Source organism: Streptomyces sp. SLBN-118 (assembly GCF_006715635.1).
Classification (GTDB): domain Bacteria; phylum Actinomycetota; class Actinomycetes; order Streptomycetales; family Streptomycetaceae; genus Streptomyces.
The window spans coordinates 2192168-2212343 of the sequence record NZ_VFNP01000002.1 but is presented as its reverse complement, the minus strand read 5'-3'; the positions used below and the strand labels follow the sequence as shown (position 1 = coordinate 2212343).

Here is a 20176-nt window from a genome sequence, read left to right as displayed (position 1 = left end):
AGGAGGGCGGGCAGGGCGGGCGTCACACCGTCAGGCCGACGCCCTCGGCGAGAAGCACCCCAACCCCCTCGCGGGTCCCCGCCCAGCAGCTGAGGCCGTCCGTCGCGTACAGGCGCTCGACGCGCTGCGCGCCCGGGCTGAGCACCAGCCGGCGGATCGTCAGCGTCCCGGCCGCGCCCCGTGCCGTGTGGCGGTCCGTCTCACGGACGATGGCCTCGACGGCCGCGGGTGCGACCGTCGGGTCGGGCGGGAAGGGCACGGTCCACAGATCGGCGGGCAGTACGGGCGTCACGTCGAGCCTCAGCCCCGGGCCTGCCTTCCGGGCCCCGCTCTCCGGGAAGACCACACCGGCCCAGCTCAGCCAACCGTCGTGCCTTGTCGGCCGGTCGCGGCTTCCCTCCTCGGCCGGCACCGCGGTCCGCGCGGCGGGCTCGGCACCGTAGACGAGTGTCACCGACGCGATGTCCGCGCCTTCCCGGTCGCGAATGGTCACTTCTACGCACCACTCGCCGTCGGTGTAACCGCCGCGCGCCTCGCGGTGCAGATCGAGATGCCCGCCGCCGAACCGCAGCCCGTCGAGCCTGACCTTCAGCGCGCGCAACTCGCGCAGATGCAGCAGGGGCCAGCCCTCCGGCACCACCCAGTCGCCCGCGGCCACCGCGTGCTCCAGCACGACACTGACGGGGACCGCCGGGGCCGTGCCGACACGTACCTCCGACAGGCAGGGATGCTGACCGGCGTTCAGGCGCAGGGTCGTGCGCAGCGACCGGAAGATCTCGTACTCCTCGACCTCACCGAGGTGATGGTCCAGCGCGTGGAGCCGGGGCAGATCGGGGTGGCCGGTGAGCATGCCGAAGCCGCGGAGCTGGCCGGGGGCGAGCACCGCGCCGATCCTGCCCAGGAACACGGCCTCGTCGGTGTGACCGGAGGCGAGTTCCCCGGTCCAGCGCCGTGCGCCCTCCACCGGGTCGAGTGTGGAGACATAGCGGACGGCGGCAGAGTAGTTGGCGATCACGCCGAGGCGTTCCCAGGTCGGCCAGCACAGGGTCTGCACGGGCAGGCCGAGGTTGTCGCGCGCCCAGAACCCGAGCCGGGCCAGGGCCTCGTTGCCCGCCGCGTAGTCGATCTGGCCGACCATCCCGCCCATCCGGCCCGCGAGCGATCCGACATTGCTCAACAGGCGCAGTGCGTCCCGGCGTTCGGGCCGGGCCAGGATCGCGGCGACCAGGTTTGCGAAGCCTGTGACCTTGACATCGACCGTACGCACCACGCTGTCCGCGGATTTGCGGTCGAAACGGGCCGGATCGTCGATGCCGGCGTTGTGGACGACGAACTGCGGGCCGTCACCGAGTGCGGCGAAGGCCCGCTCGACCTGCTCCATGTCGGTGCAGTCGCAGCGCAGATAGTCGATGCGCAGCCCGTCCTTCGCCGCCCCCGTGAGGTTGTGGTGGACGGTGCGGTCCTCGTCCGCGCGGCGGATCTCGTTCCGGGCCGTGGCGAGGTCCTGCGGGGTACGGGCACCGGAGAGCCGCCGCCGTCGCCAGGCGGCGAACTCCTCGTCGTCCAGGGAGTTCACCTCGTTCGCCGCGGGACGCTCGCCCCGGCCCGTGACGACGACGCGGCAGCCGAACGACTCGGCGAACGCGCGGGCCGCCGCGAAGCCGACGCCACGCGCGCCGCCGGTGATCAGGACGGTGTCATCCGTACCGGGAGGCCGTTCGCCGGGCGGACCGAGAGGTGCGGGGCGGCCGACCAGGACATGGCGGCGGCCGTCCCGGTAGCCGACCTCGAAGTGCCCGGGGCTGACGTATTCACGTTCCACCGCGTCGGCGATCGCCGCGGCATCCGCACGGTCGAGGTCCACGACGACGATGCCTGCGGCGGGCAGTTCGCGCGGCAGACACTTGGCGAGACCGGCCCAGATGCCACCCAGCGGCTGCGGCACCTGTCCCTCGCCGTGACCCGCGTGCCCGCCGAGATGAGTCACGGCGAGATAGACATGGCGGCCGAAGCGCGGCTCGGCGGCCCACTGCTGGTAGGCGCCGCGGACGGCTTCGGTGGTGCGGGCGAGCGCCGACCGCCAGGTGGTGTCGCCCAGTTCGTAGGTCTCGCCCATCACGTTGAGGTCGACGATGCCGTCCCATCCGCCCGCGCTCAGCGGCGTATCGGGATCGGAACGGACGACCAGCGCGCCGCGCTCGCCCAGCTCCCCGGCGACGGCGCCGACCAGGTCCGCCGACTCACCGACGAGCAGCAGCCTGCGCCCGGCGAGCGGGCGGGCCTGGCGCGCCCCGGTGTGCGGGACGTGGACAGGCTCCCAGACGAACCGGTCGACCGGCCGGACGAAGGCGTCCGGGTCGAAGGAGGACAGGTGCGGGCGGATCGCGGGCCACGCGCCGGCGGCCGGCAGATCTGTGGTCGTCATCGGTGCCGCTCCTCGGCCGTGACATGGATCCCGCCCTTGGGGAACAGCGTGATGAACGCGCCGGAGCGGGCGTCCTCGCGGGCGAGCGTGAGCCGGAACCGGCCGGATGCCGCGGCGACCGCCTGCTGGAGCAGCGCGAGCCCCATCCTCTTGCCGATGCACTGCCGGCGGCCGCCGCCGAAGGGCAGATACGCCGAACGGTCCTGGCTGGGCGCACTGCCCGGCCGGAACCTCTCCGGGTCGAACCGCTCGGGGTCCTCCCACTGCTCGGGGTTGTAGTGCGCGCCGTACACGGACACCAGCAGGGGCGTGCCCGCCGGGATGTGGTGGTCGGCGAGCACGTCGTCCTCGATCGCCTCGCGCGTGAACTGCCAGACCGGCGGGTGCATCCGCAGTCCTTCGTCCACCACCATGCCGGCGTACGGGAGGTCGGCCAGGTCCTTCGTGGTGGGCATCCGGCCGCCCAGCACGCGGTCCGTCTCCTCCTCCAGACGGTCGCGGGCCACCGGGTCACGGGCGATTTCGTACAGCGTCCAGGACAAGGAGAGCGCGGTGGTCTCGACACCGGCGAGGAAGAGGGTCACCAGGTCGGCCCAGAGGGCGTCCTCGGGCAGGTCCGACTCACGGATGAGGGTGGCCACTTCGCCGCCCACACCGAGGTCGACGTTCCGGGCGGCCTCCGCGATGACGCGCTCCAGCGTGCGCCGTGCCCTGGCCACCTTGCGGCGGTACGGGGTCGGGATGAACGAGGGGATCGCCTTGTCCACCGAGCCGACGTTCTTGAAGATCGCCTCCAGCGCGACGGACACCGCGCCGGCGAACTCGCCGCCGTCCTGGGACAGATCCTTGCCGACCAGGGCTTGGCCCATCACCCGGCAGGTCAGCTTCATCGACTCGGTGAACAGGTCGAACGAGCGGCCCGCCCTGGCGTGTTCGGCCCAGCGGTCGAGCAGATCGGCGACGGCCGCGTCCGACTCCGCCGCGCGCGCGGCGATCGCGTTCGGAGTGAAGGCGGGGTTGACGACCTTGCGGTGGCCGCGCCAGTCACCGTCGTCCAGGGTGAGCAGACCCCGGCCCATGAACAGCTCGAACGCCTCGTAGTAGGCGCCACGGGAGTAGTTGTCGGCATTGCCCTGGAGGACCCGCCGGATCGCCTCGGGCGAGGAGAGCTGGACCGTCGGATTGTGGGGCAGGATCGGGATCTTGACGACCGTGCCGTAGTCCTTCTGGGCACGCAGCGAGAAGCCCGGCGGATCGGCGGCGTACCGCACGGTGGAGATGACCGGCGAGGACATCGGGAAGCCCGTCGGCCCCTCGACCTGCTTGGGCCCGGCACCCGTCACCGGGCAGACGCCCTGGGTCACGTTTTTCTCGGTCACGCTGTTGCCTCCTCGGCGGGGCGCCGGCGCTCGCGGTACTCGCCGGTGGACTGGTTCACATGGCCGAGTACGACGCCGGTCATGTCCTTGATCTGCAGTACGACGTCTCCGGCCGCGGTGACGGCGAGCGCCCTGTTGTCCTCCTCGCTCTCGAGATCGAGACGGGAGGGCAGGGAGTAGAGCTCGACCCCGGTGCCCGCGGAGGCGAGTGAGGCGTCGGTGTGGCCGCCGTACAGATCGATTCGGCGGATGGTGCGCGGCACGGCCAGGGGAGTCCAGTCGCCCTCGCTGCGGTCCAGGACCGACACACGGGCCAGGCCGTCCAGAAGGACGGACGGAACGACGAGCGAGGAGAACCAGCGCTCGATGCCGGGCCGGTCGGGTACGTAGCGGGCGCGGCGGCCGTTGGGATGCGTACGGGTGTCGGCGGTGGAGACGAAGACACCGCTGAGCAGCACCGCCGGATTGGGCACGTGGTAGGGGTCGGCCATGCGCTCGGCGCCCTGGTCGTCCCAGTGGTCCCAGCGCGGCGGTGCGACGTGCTCGTCGCGCAGCCGTACGCGGGCGGAGAAGTGGCGGCGGTCCTTCACGAGCAGCCGCCCGCCCGGTGCCAGCACGTCACCGGTCACCTCGATGTCGACGACGGACTCGTGCGGTCCGTGGCTGACGAGGTGGGCCTTGATGCGTTTGGTCTCGTCGCGGCCCGGCCGGTAGACGCGCAGGAAGGAGTCGAGCCGGATGTCCTCGAAGACGACCGGGACACGGCCGGGCACGAGGTGCATGGCGGCCTGCGCAGCGAGTTCGGGCACGAAGGTGCCGGGCAGCGTCGGGAAACCGTTGACCACGTGCTCGTGGAGGTAGGCGTCCCGGTCCTGGTTGAAGGTGCGTACGACGGTGAGCCGGTCGGGGCCGCGGCCTGTGATGTCGTCGACGAAGAAGTCCGGCAGGGCGCGGGCGGGTGCCGGCGCGGTGGGCGCCGGCGGCTTCGGCGGTGTGCGGCAGAAGTCCAGATAGCCGGGGACGGCCGCCTCGATCGCGGCTCGTTCCGGGTCACCGAACAGGACGGTGACCGGCGTGTGCTCGGCCTGGTCGAGCTCGTGCAGGAAGTGGTCGATCCCCTCGGCCGTGGGCATCGCGGTGAACTGCGCGCTCTTCGCGAGGAACGTCCGCATGATCGGTGTGGCACCGAGACCGACGTCCCGCCACAGCGTCCAGCCGATGGTGAACTCCCGTGCACCGCGTGAACTGCCGTACAGGGCAGCGGTGTTGAAATAGTCGTTCGCCGCGCCGTAGTCGGTCTCGCCGGTCTGTCCTGTGAAGCCGACGAAGGATCCGAAGTTGCACCAGCGGCGCGGCTGTCCGCCGCCGAAGGCCGCCTTGAGATTGGCGTACGTTCGCACCTTCAGGTCGCGGACCGTACGGAAGTCGCCGAGGCTCTTCTGGTCCACCGATGCGGCGCGGTTGGTCCCTGCGATATTGAGCAGCAGGTCGACGTGGCCGCCACCCTCCGCGTCGTTGATCCGCCCGACGACCGCGTCCACCGCGGCACGGTCCCGCAGGTCGCAGGCGTGGTACGTGACCCTGCCCGCGCCGCAGATCTCCTCCAGAGCCGTCAGGTTGGCCTTGACCTCGCGGGCGGCGGACAGCCGGTCGAAGGCGGCGTTCGCCTCCCGCACGGTGAGCCGGTCGGCGCCGGCCGCGGTCGTGCGGGTGCGGATGAAGTCCTTGCGGGTCAGCAGGACGTCGGCCTCTCTCACCGTGTCGAGGCGCGTGGAGCCGATGACATGGAGACGGGGGCGATCGCGGCGGGCCAGCGCGGCGAGGAGTTCGGCGCCGATGCCGCGTCCGCCGCCGGCCGCGACCACCGTGTAGGGGGCCGGTTCTCTGTCCGGTCCGGGCTGCTGGGGCCGGCTCCGGCCCGGGTTCGGGGCGGCCTGCCACAGCAGCCGGGTGCCGCCCGCGAAGGAGACGACGGGCAGCAGTTGTTCGGCCACTGCCTCGGCCGCGGTGTCCGCCTCGGCGGACGCGATGTCGGCGGCCTCGTGGACGACGGAGACGACGGACGAGTCCGGCCATTCGAGCGCGAGGCTCTTCGCGAAGCCGGTGAACAGGCCGCTGCACGGGTGGGGCACCCGCGCCGCGTCGATGCCGCCGAGGACGAGCACGACGAACGACTCGGGCCGCTCGGGGAGTTCGGTGCAGGCCTTGGCGGTACGGAAGAGGCTGTCGTGCAGGCGCAGTAGCCGCTCCGAGGGACCGGTGTTCTTGTCCTGGGAGGACAGGTCGACCAGGACGCGCACATGGCGGGGGCGTGCCCGCAGGACGTCGGCCTCGATCGTTTCGTCGTCCTGGAGAACCGTGCTGCCGCCGGGCAGCTGCGCGGAGTTGAGATTGGTCAGGACGGCGGTGCCGGGCGGGAAGAGCGGCGGCGGCTCCTCGGCGCGAGCCGGACGGGGCGCGGGCGCCAGCCGCAGGACATGCCGGTCGAGGAGATGCGGCTCGGTGGGGCGGGCAGGGGCAGCGGGTTCCTTCGCCTCGGGTTCCGTTGCCTCGGGTTCCTGCCCCCCGTCCGCCGCAGCAGCCTCCGGGTGGCGCAGCCGCAGCCGGTGGACCGGGCCGCCTTCCTGTACGGCGCGTTCGATCACCGCGGACCGCGACGGCGCGGGGGCGGTGAGGAACGCGATCAGTTCACGGGCGCCCTCGGCGCCCAGCAGGGTGGTGGAACCCTGACGCGGGGCGCTCACGCTCCCACGCTCCTTTCCATGACGGCCAGCACGGGCAGACCGGCCTCTTCGGCGAGCGACCTGCGGGTCACGACGAACAGGAAGGCGCCTTCCGCGGCGTTCCGTCCCGCCGTGTCGTTCCAGCCGGGCAGCGCCGTTCCGTTGACTCCGGCCACCAGGGCGACATCGATCTCCCTGAAGTCGAGGTAGGAACCCGCCACGTCGAACGCTTCGAGGAGCGAGGCCTCGCCCGCGTCGACCGTGATGTTGAGACCGCGGAGGTCGAAGTAGTTCGACAGTCTGGCGGCGATGACATTGGGCATCTCGCCAGGGAAGGAGTCCTCGGTCGGCGCGGCGATCAGGCCGGTGGCCCGCTCTTCGAGCCGCTGGAGGAACTTCGCCGTCGTGGCCCGCTCGTCCGCACCGGCCACCGCATGCCCGATCTCGTCGAGATAGGCACGCGTCTTGTAGAGCAGGGCGTTACGGGTGGCGCCGGTGTGCCCGACCACGACCCCGGTGGTCTTGTGGTGGTCCAGGCACAACTGGCGTACCGCTTCGTCCAGTTCCTGCATGCAGCGCACCATCATCAGCTGCGTACGGTCCGTGGCGCGCGCGGTGGGCGGTGGCATACGCAGCTGCTGGAACGGCGGCACCGGATAGGTCGCCCCGAACGAGGGCTCGGGATCCGTGCCCCGACCGGCCGCCCAGGCCGCGACGGCGTCCGAGTCGGGGCTGCCGGGCTGGTGCGAGGACCAGCCGACCAGTACCAGGTCCTCGCCGACCGGTGCGGGCAGCGCCGCAGGGTGGCCGGACCGCGTTCCCCGGTGGTCCTCGGAGATGATCATGTGAGCGTTGGTGCCGCCGAAACCGAAGCCGGAGACCGCGGCGCGCCGGGGACGCTCCGCACGGGCGGGCCAGGGCACCGGCTGCTCCGGCACCGTGAGCCCGTCCGCCTCGTCGGCCAGAGCGTCCGGCAGCCGCTCGAAGCGGTACTGGGCCGGGATGGTGCCGTGCCGCAGGGCGAGCAGGGTGTGGATGACCGACACCACGCCGGCGGCCCAACCGCAGTGCCCCACCAGCGACTTGTTGGAGGTCACCAGGGTCCCCCGGGCACCGGCGTACCGCTGGCCGAGGCTCGTGAACTCCGCTTCGTCGCCCGCCGGGGTGCCGGTGGCGTGCGCGACGATCCAGTCCACGTCGTCCGGGCCGAGCCCGCTGCGGTCGAAGGCCCGCTCGATGGCGAGCTCCTGACCGGCGCGGGCGGGAGCGTAGATCGCCTTGCCGCGGCCGTCGGCCGAGAGCCCGATCGCCGAGACGATGCCGAGGACCTGGTCGCCGTCGGCGCGGGCGCGCGAGAGCCGCTTGAGCACGACGAGCCCCGCACCGTCGGAGAACAGCGCACCGTCCGCGCCGGCGTCCAGGGCGCGTACGGCACCGCCCGCGGAGAGGCCGTTGAGCTTGGCGAACAGGATGGAGCCGCTGGGCGCCAGCGCGAACGAACCGCCGCACACGGCGATGTCGCTGCGCCCGGAGAGCAGATCGCGCACCCCTAGATCCATCGCGTACAGCGAGGAGGAGCAGGCGGTGTCCACCATGTGCACCCGGGTGCCGGGCGGCAGGATGCCCGCCATCGCGTCCTGGCCGATGCGGTGGGGCAGATACGAGGCCGACGGGTCGTCACCGCGGCTGAAGCGCCGCCGCAGCGCGTCGCCGATCGGTCCTTCGACGGCGTCGTCGCCGTCCTCGGCCAGGGTGTCCAGCGCCGAGCGCAGGACGAAGGCCTCCTCCAAGTGCTGGCTGCCGTCCGGGGTGTAGCCGACGCAGAAGGAGAACCGGTCCTGCTCGTGGCGTCGTACCCCTTCGAGCGCCTGGTGGAGACTGTGCCGCAGCCAGAGCGCGGTGTGATCGAGACCGGCATCGGCCAGGCCCTCCGCGCGCAGCTTCTCGTGCGGGCGGAAGCCGGTGATGAAGCCGGAGCGGCGCTGGTACGTCTTGTCGGGGGCGCCGCGGTCGGTGGCGTGGAAGCGAGCGATGTCCCAGCGGTCGGCGGGAGCGTCGACGAAGAGCTCGGCCCCGTCGATGAGGAGTCGCCAGAACTCCTCGGGGGACGAGGCGCCGGGGACGGCCATGCCCATGCCGACGACGGCAATGGGATCGTCGTCCGCCTCGTCGTCGCGGGGCGCGCCCGACTCGGCCTGCGGCACCTCCGGTTCGACGACGGCATCCGCCACCGCCTCGGCCCACGCCCCGACCGAGGCGCGGCCCACGAGGTCGGCCCGGGTCTTGATCGGCCCCTCGCCCGGGGTCTCGGCCGCGACGCCCGGCCGGGCCTTGGCCGCGTTCCCAGCCAGGGGTTGTGCCCCTGAGTCCGCCGAGGCGCCGGCCGGGGCCTGGGCCTCGCGGCCCAGGCGGGTCCCGGTCACGACGTCCGGTCGCGCCTTGGCCACGAACCCGGCCGGGGGCTTTGTCACTTCGCCCGGGGAGGCCTCGGCCACAAGGTCGGCCCGGGTCTCGATCCGAGGCTCTGCCGAACCGTCGATTACGAGGTCTGCCGGGGCGCCCCGCAGGGTGTCGGCCGTGAGCCCCGCCCGGGGCTCAACACCCTCGAGGGCAGCCGCCGCCTCCCGTGGTGGCGACATTGCCGACCTCAGCAGGGTCAGGCCGCCGTCCGCCAGGACCGTCTGGCCCGTGACCCAGCCCGAGCGTTCCGAGGCCAGGAAGAGCACGACCTCGGCCAGGTCCTCCGGGCGGCCCAGGCGGGACAACGGGGTGGCCGCGACCGTGTTCGCGCTCACGCCCGCGAAGTCCGGGAACATCTGGCCGACCGGGTTGTCGATCAGGCCGCACGACGCGGCGTTGACCCGGATCAGGTCCTCGGCGAGCTCCGCCGCCAGATAGCGGGTCAGTGCCTCGAGCGCCGCCTTCGACACGCCCACCGGCAGGTAGTTCGCCGGTGTGGTGACCGCGCCCAGCGAGGAGACGTTGACCACCGAGCCACCGCGCCCCCGCGCCGCGGCGAGCAGGGGGCGGGCGTAGCGGGCGCACCACAGGGGGCCCTTGACGTTCGTGGCGTAGGTCCGGTCGAGGAGATCCTCGGTGATCTCGTCGAAGGGGACGAACGACCCCGCCGCCGCGTTGTTGACCAGGATGTCGAGGCGGCCGTGCTCTTCGCCGATCTGAGTGAACATCCGCTCGACCTGGGCCGGGCGGGCCACCGAGGCGCGCACCACCCTGACGTCCAGGCCGCGTTCGACCAGGCCGCGGGCCTGTTCCTTGGCGGAGTCGTAGGAGTGGAAGCAGTTGAGCAGGACCGTGGCGCCGCGCTCGGCGAGCCGCTCGACGATCACCCGGCCCACACTTCCCGCGCCGCCGGTGACCAGTGCGATCCGCCCGGAGAACTCGGGTTCCCCACCTGCCGTGGGGTGGTGCGGGCTCACGGGGCGATCCCGGCGGCGACGAACTCGACGACCTTGCCGAAGGTGTCGTAGTCGGCCACTCGCAGTCCGGCCGGCGGGACGCCGAGCCCGAAGCGGTCGCCCAGCCTGCTCAGCAGCTCGGTCTGCTTGACGGAGTCGATCCCGAGGTCCGCCTCCAGCAGCACGTCGTCGGTGAAGACCTCGTCGGGGTACTCCATCGCCTCGGCGTACAACGCCCGTACCTGGCTGGTCAGTTCCTTGACGTCGATCCGGACCGGAGCGCTCGGAGCCGGAGCCGCCGCAGGAGCAGCAGCCGCCGCGGCAGCAGGAGCCACGGGGGCCGGACGCGCCACCGCGTCCCCGCTCAGCGGGTCCCGCAGAGCCCCTGCCGCCGCCGTCAGGCCCGCCTCGTCGTCGCGGCCCGCCAGCGGCGCCACCGCGTGCACGCCGGGCAGCGCCTCGGTGACCAGCGCGGTCAGCACGCGCCCCGCGCCGATCTCCACGAACTCCCGCGCACCGGCGGCATGCAGCGCCGACAAGGAGGTACGGAAGTCGACGGGCGTGACCAGGTGCAGCGCCAGCAACTCGGCGAGGTCGTCCCCGTCGCGGTAGAAGCGGCCCAGGATGGGCGAGTACACCGGGGCGGTGAGCGGCCGGGTCCGCAGCGGAGCGATACGGGTGGCGAGCTGCCGCCGCGCCTCGGCGAGCAGCGGGTTGTGGAAGGGGTGCGGGGAGCGCAGCTGAGTGGACGTGATGCCGAGCTGCGCGGCGATCGCCGCGGCCGTGGCGACGGCGTCCGCGGGGCCGGAGACGACGGCCTGGCCCGCGCTGTTGTCGACGGCGAGGACCAGGTCGGGATGGTCGATCAGCGCCACGACGCGCTCGGCACGCTCACGCCCGCAGCCGAGCGCGAGCATCGCGCCGCCGCTGTGGTCGTGCTCGCGCAGTACGGAGATCCGCTCGCAGAGGACGGCCGCGGCGTCCGCCAGGTCGTACGCGCCCGCGCAGGTCAGCGCGGCCAGCTCGCCCAGGCTGTGTCCGAGGTGCACCGAGGCCTGCGCGCCGCGCTCGGCGAGCAGTCGGTGGGCGGCGACGGAGGTGGTGAAGACGGCCAGTTGCAGGGTGTCCGGGGCGGATGCCAGCAGGGTGGCGGGGCTCGGCGGCGAGGGCCGGAAGACGGTGGAGGAGACATTGCGGCCGAGCTTTTCCTTGGCGACCGCGTCGACCTCTTCGTAGGTGTCGCGTACGGTGTCGTCGCCGCGCTCCCAGAGTCCCGCGAGGGTCCCCGGCCGGTAGGCGCCCTGCCCGGGGAAGAGGGCAACACTCATGTGCAGGTCTCGGTTCATGGCAAGGTTCCAATCTCTGCGCTGCACCAGCGCGCTATATGCCGGATAAGTCGGTCCGTCGCAGCGCACCGGGGTGCGTTCCCTCGACAGCGATGGCGAGGATGTGCTCGGGACCGGGGTGGAGCAGTTCGAACGACCAGCCGTCGCCCGGTCTCTCGCGCTGCTCGGGGTCGTTGACGGTGATGCGTCCCGCTCTGCCCGCCGGCTGCGCGGCGAAGGAGAATCCGTCGAGACTCCGGTGCAGACCGGTGCCGAGTGCTTTGAGGTACGCCTCTTTGAGCACCCACAGCTCGCTGCCGCGGGCGATCCGCCCCGCGGGGGTGAGAGCGGCCAGCTCCGCGCGCTCGTCGGCGGCGAAGTAGCGGCTCACGTAGTCGGTGGTTTCACTGGTGGCGGGCAGCCGTTCCACATCGGCTCCGCAGACCCGGCCCTGTGCGACCGCGCAGACGATGAGCCCCTCGGTGTGGGAGAGGCTGAACCGCATGCCGTCGTCGTCCGGTTCGGCCTCGGGGCGCCCGTGCGGGCCGGCCCGAAAGCGCCAGTGGTCGAGCGGGCGGCCGGTGCGCTCGCTGAGCGCGTACCGGCACAGCAGTCGCCGGGCGAGGAAGCGCCGCCGCAGCGTGGCCGTCACCAGCCGGTCCATGCGCGCGCGTTCGTCATCGGTGAGGAGCCGGGTGCCGCCGAGAGGGGCGGCGAAGGCGTCCACGGCGTGCTCGGGCAGCAGCCAGACATGCGTCAGCCCCGCGGCGGCCACCTGCTCCGCCACGGTGCTGACATCGGCCCTACCGGTCACCCGAACGTCCGGGCACTGACGAGGTCGGCGAGCCGGAACGCGAGGTCCAGCGACTGCTCCCGGTTCAGCCGGGGGTCGCAGACCGACCGGTAGCCCGCGGGCAGATCGTCGAATCCGAGCCCCGCACCGCCGCCGACGCACTCGGCAACGTCGTCGCCGGTCAGCTCCAGGTGCACGCCGCCGGGGTGCGCGCCCAGTCCGCCGACCACCTCGAAGAACCCGGACAGTTCGTCGAGGATGTCGTCGAACCTGCGGGTCTTGCGCCCGCACGGCGCGCTGATCGTGTTGCCGTGCATGGGGTCGGACACCCAGGCGACGGGCAGGCCCTCGGCCGTCACCCGCTCGACCAGGCCGGGGAGTACGGCGCGTACCTTTCCGGCGCCCATTCTGGCGACGAGGGTGAGCCTGCCCGGCTCGCGCCTCGGGTCGAGCCGGTCCATCAGCCGGAGCAGTTCGTCCTGCTCGACGGTCGGCCCGATCTTGACGGCGATCGGGTTGCTGATGCCGGAGAAGTACTCCACGTGCGCGCCGTCGAGCTGCCGGGTGCGCTCGCCGATCCACAGCAGATGTCCGGAGGTGGCGTAGGGCTTCTGGGTGCCCGAGTCGGTCCGGGTCAGTGCGGCTTCGTAGTCGAGGAGCAGTCCTTCGTGCGACATGAACAGCTCGCCGGGCGTGTGCCAGCCGTCGGTTCCGGTGAAGCCCCCGGCCTCTTCGATCTCGGCGATGAGGCTCTCGTAGCGGGCCCGCTCCGGCGAGTCCACGGCGAACTTCTTGATGTTCTCCAGGGCCTGTCCGGCGCTGGCCGACTCGCCCGTGCCGAAAGCTCTGACCAGGTTCAGAGTGGCGGCGGACGCGTTGTAGACGCGCACCATGCGATGGGGGTCGGGGGTACGGGCGGCGGCGGTGAACGCGAACCCGTTCACCGCGTCGCCGCGGTACGCCGGCAGCTCGACGCCGTCACGGGTCTCGGTCGTCGCCGAGCGCGGCTTGGCGTACTGCCCGGCCATGCGCCCCACCGTGACCACCGGCAGCGACATCATGTACCCGAAGACCGTGGCCAGTTGCTGCAGGGTGCTCGCGCTGCGGCTGATCGACGTGGCGTTGACCGCGTCGAGGGATTCGGCGCAGTCGCCGCCCTGGACGAGGAACGCCTCGCCCTGGGCGACGGCGGCCAGCCGCTTCATGAGGAGGTCGCATTCGCGCGGTACGACCAGGGGAAGGCTGCCGTCGAGGGTGTCGACCGCGGCGTCGAGCGCCGCGGGGTCCGGCCACTGCGGCTGCTGCTTGGCCGGGAGCGAGCGCCAGGTCTGCCCGGCGCGTGCGGAAGGGACGTCGACCATGGGGGTCACGCCGTGAGCTCCACTCTGTGAGGCACCGGCGCGAGAGCACCGGTGACCAGGCTGTCGAGGATTGCTGATCCGTGACGGGTCATCACCGACTCGGGGTGGAACTGCACGGAGGTGAAGCCGGGACCGCGCAGGCCGTGCACCTCGCCCGTGACCGGATCGCGCGAGACCTCCACGAAGTCCCGGCACAGGGGGCTCTCCAGCAGATCGCTGCCGGAGTTCGCGGTGAACGCGTTGTAGAAGTAGACCGGCTCCCGGCTGCCGAAGAGATCGATCGTGCGCCGCACACCCTGGTTCGGGAAGTCCAGCTTGTTCAGGGGCAGGCCGAGCAGTCCGCTGAGGATCTGGTGGCTCAGGCACACCGACACGAACGGCACACGAAGGTTGAGGAGGCTGCGGGTCACCGCCCGCAGATACGCGATCTTGGGGTGGTTCTCGTCGCGCGGATCACCCGGACCCGGACCGAGTACGACGCAGTCGTAGCCGGTCAGCCGGTAGGGCTCGTCGAAGCGGCGCACCGTCACCTCGAAGCCCAGCGCCCGCAGCTGCAAGGCTCCCATCGCGGTGAAGTTGTCCTCGGCGTCGATGATCAGCAGCTTGCCGCGGGTGGCGATCCTGGGCACGGCGGGTGCGAGCCAGAAGTCCGAGAGTGCCCTGTTGCGGTCGGTGAGTGCGGCTCTGATCTGCGGGTGTTGGTCGAGGCCCGCGGGGCGGGCGTGTTCGGCGACGCGGCCCAGGGCGTCGAGCAGCCCGGCCGCCTTCGCCGCGGTCTCCGCCGCCTCCTTCGCGGGGTCGGAGTCGCGCACCAGCGTCGCCCCGACGCCGATCCGCATCCGTCCCTCCAGGTCGACATCGGCTGTCCTGATCATGATCGCGGAGTCCATCCGCCGCCGGCCCTCGGCGTCCCGGCCGATGAGTGCGGCGACGCCGGAGTAGTAACCGCGCCCGGCCGGCTCGAACTTGGCGATCACCTCGCACGCGCTCTGCACCGGACTGCCGGTCACCGTGGGCGCGAGCAGGGTCTCGTGCAGGATCTCCCGTACGTCGCGGCGGCTGTGCCCGACGATGCGGTACTCGGTGTGGGCGAGGTGCGCCATCTCCTTGAGCTGCGGCCCGACCACGCGCACGTCGTCGCAGACCCGGCTCATCATCTTCAGTTCCTCGTCGAGCACCATGTACAGCTCGTTGGTCTCCTTGCTGTCGGCGAGGAAGTCGAGCACGCCGTCCGGGGCCGGGCCGCCGGCCGGGTAGCGGTAGGTGCCGCTGATCGGGTTCATCACGGCGACGCCGTCGTCGAGGCTCACATGGCGCTCCGGGCTGGCGCCGATGAAGGTGCGCTCGCCGGTGTGGATCAGGAACGTCCAGTACGCGCCGGGCTCGGCCCGCAGCAGCCGGCCCCAGAACGCCAGCGCGGTACGCACCGACCAGTTGGGCATCTCGGTGACGAAGGTGCGCTTGAGGACGAAGTTGGCGCCCGCGCCATGGCCGATCTCCTCGGCGAGCACCCGGCGCACCAGATCGCCGTACTCCTGGTCGTCCAGGTCGAAGGTGCCCTCGCTCATCTCGATCGGCCAGCGCAGCACCAGGTCGAGCACCTCGTCCACGGGCAGCAGCGACTGCTCGTCGACCGGCATCGCCAGCACGGGCTCGCCGTCGTCGTGGTGGTCGAAACCGCGCTCGCCGATCACCCGGTAGGGCAGCACGACCAGCGTCTCGTGCGTGCCGGGCTCGCCGAGGTCCGGGACCGGTAGCTCGGCGGTGCCCGCGACCTCGGTGAACTCGCCGACCAGCAGGTCGACCATCTGCTCCCGGCCGCTCTCGGGACGGTGCAGCACCGCGAACGGCCTTCCGCCCGCGGCCAGTTCGTCGAGGGGGGTCATCATGAGTCTCCTACGGACGCGGTGGTCACCGTCGCGAGCGACTGGAGCACCGTCGCGGTCGGAAGGGTCATGGCGCAGCGGGTCGCCGCGTACTGCAGCGCCATCCGGTGGAACTCGGGCGTGAAGTCGGCGATCGCGTCGGCCACCACAAAGGTCTGGATGTTGTGGGCGAAGGCGTCGCAGGCGGTGAGCAGGATGCCGACATGCGCGTAGATACCGCAGATGATCAGCTGGTCGCGGCCCTGCGCGGACATCAGGTCGAGCAGCCCGGTCTTGTGGAAGGCGCTGGCCCGCCACTTGGTGAGTACGGTGTCGTGCTCACCGGGCGCGATGGCGTCGGGAATGCCCCGGTCCTCGGGCGCGGCCGACATGCCCGGTCCCCAGAAGTCCTGGAGCAGGCCGCGCTCTTCGGGAGTCATTCCGCCCGGCTGGGCCGTGTAGAGCACCGGGACGCCGCGCTCCGCGCAGCTTTCGCGCAGCGCGGCGGTGTGGGCGATCAGATCGGTCAGCGGCTGCTTGCCGCCGGCGAACGGGGCGAGGAAATAGTGCTGCATGTCGTGCACGAGCAGCACGGCCCTGCGGGTGTCGACGGTCCATGTTGCGGTGTTGGCCGGTAGGTCGACGGGCCGCGGCATCGGATAGGAGTCGATCGGCGCAATCGCCACTGGTCGTGTCCTCTTCTCGTCGGTCGGTCAGGCTCCGAGCGCGGCGCCGCCGTCCACGGTCAGGTCGTGCATGGTGATGTGGGACGCCCGCTCCGAGAGCAGGAACAGCACGGCGTCGGCGATGTGCGACGGCTCGGCGATACGCCGCAATGGGATGCCGACCCGGTAGGCGTCGGGCACACCCTCGATCGAGGCGCGCTCGGCCGCGTCGCCCTGGAGTGCGGTCAGCATCGGCGTCCTGGTCGAGCCCGGGGCGACGACATTGCAGCGGATGCCGTGCGCGGCCAGTTCCAGGCCGAGACATTTGGTGAACATCGCCGACGCCGCCTTGGACGCCGCGTACGCGGACATCGACATCCGCGGGGTGGCCGCGGCATTCGACGCGACCGTGACGATCGCGCCGCTGCCGCGCGGCACCATTACCCGGGCCACCGCGCGGCTCATGTGGAAGACCCCGCCCGCGTTGACGGCGAAGGTGGTGTCCCACTCCTCGTCGGTCAGCTGGGCGGCCTGGCCGCTGCGCAGCACCCCGGCGGCATTGACGAGGTACTCGATCGGGCCGAGTTCGACCTCGACCTTGGCCACCGCGCTGTCCACGTCTCCGCTGTCCGTGACATCGGTGGCCACCGCGAGGACGCGCACTCCGGTCGAGTCCAGCTCGGCCGCCAGCTCCCACAGGGCGAGAACGTCGCGGTCGAGCAGCGCGACCGGCGTCTCCGCGGCCACCAGGGACCTGGCGATCTCGGCACCGATCCCGCCGGCCGCCCCCGTGACGACGGCGACTCCGGACAGCCCGCCGGTCACCGTGTCACCTGGCCCTGTCCGGCCGAACGGACAGGGCCCAGCACCCGCCCGACCACCTCCGACGGCACCCGCAGCGTGCGCGTCGTGAACGCGCCGAGCGCTTCGAGGTAACGCTCCTGCAGACCCGCCTCGTCGACCTCGACGCCCTTGCCGCCGGACAGCAGCGTCCGGCCGCCGACGATCACGGTGTCCACATCGGCCGAACCGGCCAGCCACAGGAAGCTCTCCAGGGGCCGGGGGTTGAGCAGATAGCGCCAGTCGTCCGCCCGTACGAGCACCAGGTCGGCCTGCTTGCCGACCTCCAGGCTGCCCACCGCGTCGTCCCAGCGCAGCCCCTTCGCCGCGATCCGGGTGCCCATCGCCAGCGCATCGCTGGGCAGCACCTCGGTCTGGTCGGCGCTCATCTCGTTGTACATCTGCCAGGCGGCGCGCATCGTCTCGGCGATCCCCGCGCTCGGCATCGACGAGCCGTCCGTCGACAGCGACACATCAAGGCCCGCCCTGCGCAGCGCCGGGACGACGCCGGTCTCGGTCAGCGACGACTCGCCGGAGGGCCCGTACTTGCCGGGGGAGTGGCTGATGTGGGCCCGGGCCGCCAGCAGGAGCTTCTGCTCCTGCTCGTCGAGGAACGCGCAGTGCCCGGCCATCAACCGCTCGTCCACGAGACCGAGTTCGGCCAGCCGGCGCACACCCGTCTCGCCGTAGTAGGCGCGCATCAGCTCGACCTCGTTGCGCAGCGCGCCGACGTGCGTCGCGAACCCGAGGTCGTGCGCGGCGACCAGGTCGGCCATGCCGCGCGCCAGCTCGTCGGTCATGTTCGTGACGTAGGCGATGCTCGGACGGCACCTGATGCGCCCCGAAGTGTCCTTGTTGACCAGCTGGAGCAGCGACTCGAAGTTCGCGAGAACGCCGTCGGCGTCCCTGGTCCGTACGAACGTGTCCTGGTCGGGCGGGCAGATCGCGTCGCTCGCCCAGGTGCTCGCCGAGAACCGGATGCCCAGGCGCTGCGCCGCGGCGACCATCGACTGCGGGCGGTTGAGCGAGCCCATGTCGCCGAGCGTGGTCACCCCGCCGCGCAGCTGGGTCCACATCGAGTACTCGGCGATGGCCTGTGCCTCGTCCGGGGTCATGCCGTCGATGAGGTCGTCGAAGCGGTCGAAGGTGGCGGAGATCTGGTGCATGTCGCCGCCGCCGCCCATGAACGCGACCTGGTCATCGCGGTCGGAGACCGGCCGCAGGGCGCCGCGCATCGGGAAGCGCATGGCGAACATCTCGTGCCAGTGCGCGTTGACGAAGCCGGGCAGCACCATCATGCGGCCCGCGTCGGTCCGCTTCATCGCGGCCTTCTGCGCCGGGTCGAGGGCGGCGGCCGACTCCTCGACCTCGGGCGCGCTGCCGACCGCGGCGATCGTGCCGTCCACGATCAGCACCGCGCCGCCGGCATGGACGCTCTCCTCGGCGTCCGCCGTGTAGACGGTGCCGCCGGTGATCAGCTGGACGTTCATCAGGCCACCCCGGGCTCGGTCGACGCGGACGCGATGGAGGCGAAGTGCGCGAGCCAGCCGTTCAGCGTGGGAGCGGCCACCAGCTCGTCGAACTGGACCGGGATCTTGTTCTTGCGCCAGCGGCTGACCAGCCGCATGATCTCCAGCGAACTCAGGCCGAGAACCACCAGGTTGGCGTCCGGCTCGATCGCCTCGGGCTCAAGGCCCAGCAGCGGCGCGACCGTTGCGCGCAGATCGAGCTCAGTAGGGGTCGGAGTGATGTCCACGTCAGCCTTCCTGCTCGGACGCGGCTATGACGGCCAGCGCCTTCTTGTCGACTTTGCCCAGCGGCGTGAGCGGGAGCTCGGGCACATAACGCACCACGTCGGGCAGCTTGTAGTCCGCGACGCCGTGGGAGTGAATGGCCTTCTTGAGCTCGGCCAGCGCCATCTGCTCGCCGTCCGTGACGAGATACGCGCAGATCCGCTCGCCGAGGAACTCGTCGGGCACGCCGATCACGGCCGCCTGATTGATCGACGGCAGCGCCAGCAGATGGTCCTCGACCTCGCCCGCGGAGATCTTGTCTCCGCCGCGGATGATCATGTCCTTGATGCGGCCCTCGATCACCAGGTCACCGTCCTCGGTGAGCCGGGCGAGGTCACCGGTGCGGTAGAAACCGTCCTCGGTGAAGGCGCGCTTGTTGTACTCGGGCACCCCGTAGTAGCCCCGCAGGGTGTACGGGCCGCGGGTGATCAGCTCGCCGATGGATCCGGTGGGCAGTACGTTGCCGTCCTCGTCGACGATGCGCAGCTCGTCGGCGTCCGAGATCGGCTTGCCCTGGGTGGTGAGCACCGACTCGGCCGGGTCGTCGGGCCTGCTGAAGGTCAGCAGACCCTCGGCCATGCCGAACACCTGCTGGAGCGAGCAGCCCAGCGTCGGCGCGATGCGCTCGGTGAACTCGCGCGTCATCCGTGCCCCGCCGACCTGCACCAGCCTCAGGCTGCTCAGATCGTCCTCGCTCCACTCGGCGGCCTCCAGCCACAGCTGCATGATCGAGGGCACCATCGAGGTGACGGTGACGCCGTGCTGCTCGATCAGCGGGAAGCAGTCGAGGGGATTGGGGGTGTCGGCCAGGACCACGGTTCCGCCGGTCTGGAAGGTGCCGATCACCCCGGGGCAGCCGTACGCGAAGTTGAACTCGACCGGCAGCACGGCGAGATAGGTGTCGCTGCTGGTCAGCTCGCACACCTGGGCCGCGCGCCGGGACTGGTAGACGTAGTCGTCGTGGGTGCGCGGGATCAGCTTGGGCAGCGCGGTGGTTCCGCCCGAGAGCAGGAAGAACGCCACATCGGCCGCATCGGGCTCCGGCAGCGGACGGGACTCGGCGGAGGCGAGCTCCAGCTCCGACACCGAGACGAAGCCCTCGCTCTTGTCACCCAGCACGAACAGCGTGCGCAGCTCGGGGGCCGAGGCCTGGATCTCCAGTGCCATCTCGCGGTGGTCGAACCCGCGGTGCGTCTCGGGCAGTACGTACCCGGTGGCCCCGCTCAGCTCGACGAGGTGGGAGATCTCGGTCGAGCGGTGCGCGGGCAGCGAGAAGACCAGCTTCGCGCCGATACGCATCAGGGCGAAGGCGATCGCCACGAACTCCGGGACGTTGGGCAGCTGCACCACGAGCCGGTCGTTCTCGCGCACGCCCTGCGCGGCGAACCCGGCGGCCAGCCGGTCGGCCCACTGGTCGAGTTCGACATAGCTGATCCGGCGGCCGCCGTGGACCAGCGCGGTGGCGGAGCCGTAGCGGCGCGCGGCGCTTCGCAGCAGCGCGCCGAGCGTCTCACCGCGCCAGATGCCCTGCTCGCGGTAGCGCTGCGCGACATCGGACGGCCATGGAGTGCATCCGGCAAGCATCAGGAGC

Annotated in this window: 13 protein-coding genes; all 13 read right to left on the bottom strand. The window is 71.6% G+C overall.

Annotated elements, in window-relative coordinates:
• Positions 1–22 precede the first annotated feature (22 nt).
• Genes FBY35_RS28605 through FBY35_RS28545 form a run of 13 tightly spaced genes read right to left on the bottom strand, consistent with a single transcriptional unit; the run spans position 23 to position 20169 of the window.
• Positions 23–2425 carry an SDR family NAD(P)-dependent oxidoreductase gene (locus FBY35_RS28605; protein ID WP_142216847.1) on the bottom strand — a complete coding sequence of 801 codons (2403 nt, stop codon included), beginning with the start codon at positions 2423–2425 and terminating at the stop codon, positions 23–25.
• A complete protein-coding gene (locus FBY35_RS28600; protein WP_142216846.1) occupies positions 2422–3804 on the bottom strand; it encodes a cytochrome P450 in 1383 nt (460 codons plus the stop codon). Before FBY35_RS28600 ends, FBY35_RS28605 begins: the two co-directional genes overlap by 4 nt.
• Positions 3801–6548 carry a KR domain-containing protein gene (locus FBY35_RS28595; RefSeq protein ID WP_142216845.1) on the bottom strand — a complete coding sequence of 916 codons (2748 nt, stop codon included), beginning with the start codon at positions 6546–6548 and terminating at the stop codon, positions 3801–3803. Before FBY35_RS28595 ends, FBY35_RS28600 begins: the two co-directional genes overlap by 4 nt.
• Positions 6545–9964, bottom strand: a complete 3420-nt coding sequence (locus FBY35_RS28590; protein ID WP_142216844.1) for an SDR family oxidoreductase — start codon at positions 9962–9964, stop codon at positions 6545–6547. Before FBY35_RS28590 ends, FBY35_RS28595 begins: the two co-directional genes overlap by 4 nt.
• Entirely contained in the window at positions 9961–11289 is a 1329-nt protein-coding gene (locus tag FBY35_RS37815) for an acyltransferase domain-containing protein (protein ID WP_142216843.1), read from the bottom strand. Before FBY35_RS37815 ends, FBY35_RS28590 begins: the two co-directional genes overlap by 4 nt.
• Before the next feature lie 34 nt (positions 11290–11323).
• Complete coding sequence (locus tag FBY35_RS28580) at positions 11324–12082, bottom strand: 4'-phosphopantetheinyl transferase superfamily protein (RefSeq protein ID WP_260848844.1); 759 nt, start codon at positions 12080–12082, stop codon at positions 11324–11326.
• A complete protein-coding gene (locus FBY35_RS28575) occupies positions 12079–13422 on the bottom strand; it encodes a 3-deoxy-7-phosphoheptulonate synthase class II (RefSeq protein WP_142218221.1) in 1344 nt (447 codons plus the stop codon). Before FBY35_RS28575 ends, FBY35_RS28580 begins: the two co-directional genes overlap by 4 nt.
• 5 nt (positions 13423–13427) lie before the next feature.
• A complete protein-coding gene (locus FBY35_RS28570; protein WP_142216842.1) occupies positions 13428–15311 on the bottom strand; it encodes an anthranilate synthase family protein in 1884 nt (627 codons plus the stop codon).
• Positions 15308–15973 carry an isochorismatase family protein gene (locus FBY35_RS28565; protein ID WP_142216841.1) on the bottom strand — a complete coding sequence of 222 codons (666 nt, stop codon included), beginning with the start codon at positions 15971–15973 and terminating at the stop codon, positions 15308–15310. The genes FBY35_RS28570 and FBY35_RS28565 overlap by 4 nt, the downstream gene beginning before the upstream one ends.
• A gap of 27 nt (positions 15974–16000) precedes the next feature.
• A complete protein-coding gene (locus FBY35_RS28560) occupies positions 16001–16777 on the bottom strand; it encodes a 2,3-dihydro-2,3-dihydroxybenzoate dehydrogenase (protein WP_142216840.1) in 777 nt (258 codons plus the stop codon).
• Entirely contained in the window at positions 16774–18282 is a 1509-nt protein-coding gene (locus tag FBY35_RS28555) for an amidohydrolase family protein (protein ID WP_142216839.1), read from the bottom strand. The genes FBY35_RS28560 and FBY35_RS28555 overlap by 4 nt, the downstream gene beginning before the upstream one ends.
• Complete coding sequence (locus FBY35_RS28550; protein WP_142216838.1) at positions 18282–18548, bottom strand: phosphopantetheine-binding protein; 267 nt, start codon at positions 18546–18548, stop codon at positions 18282–18284. Before FBY35_RS28550 ends, FBY35_RS28555 begins: the two co-directional genes overlap by 1 nt.
• Position 18549: 1 nt before the next feature.
• Entirely contained in the window at positions 18550–20169 is a 1620-nt protein-coding gene (locus FBY35_RS28545) for a (2,3-dihydroxybenzoyl)adenylate synthase (RefSeq protein WP_186357089.1), read from the bottom strand.
• Positions 20170–20176: the final 7 nt, after the last annotated feature.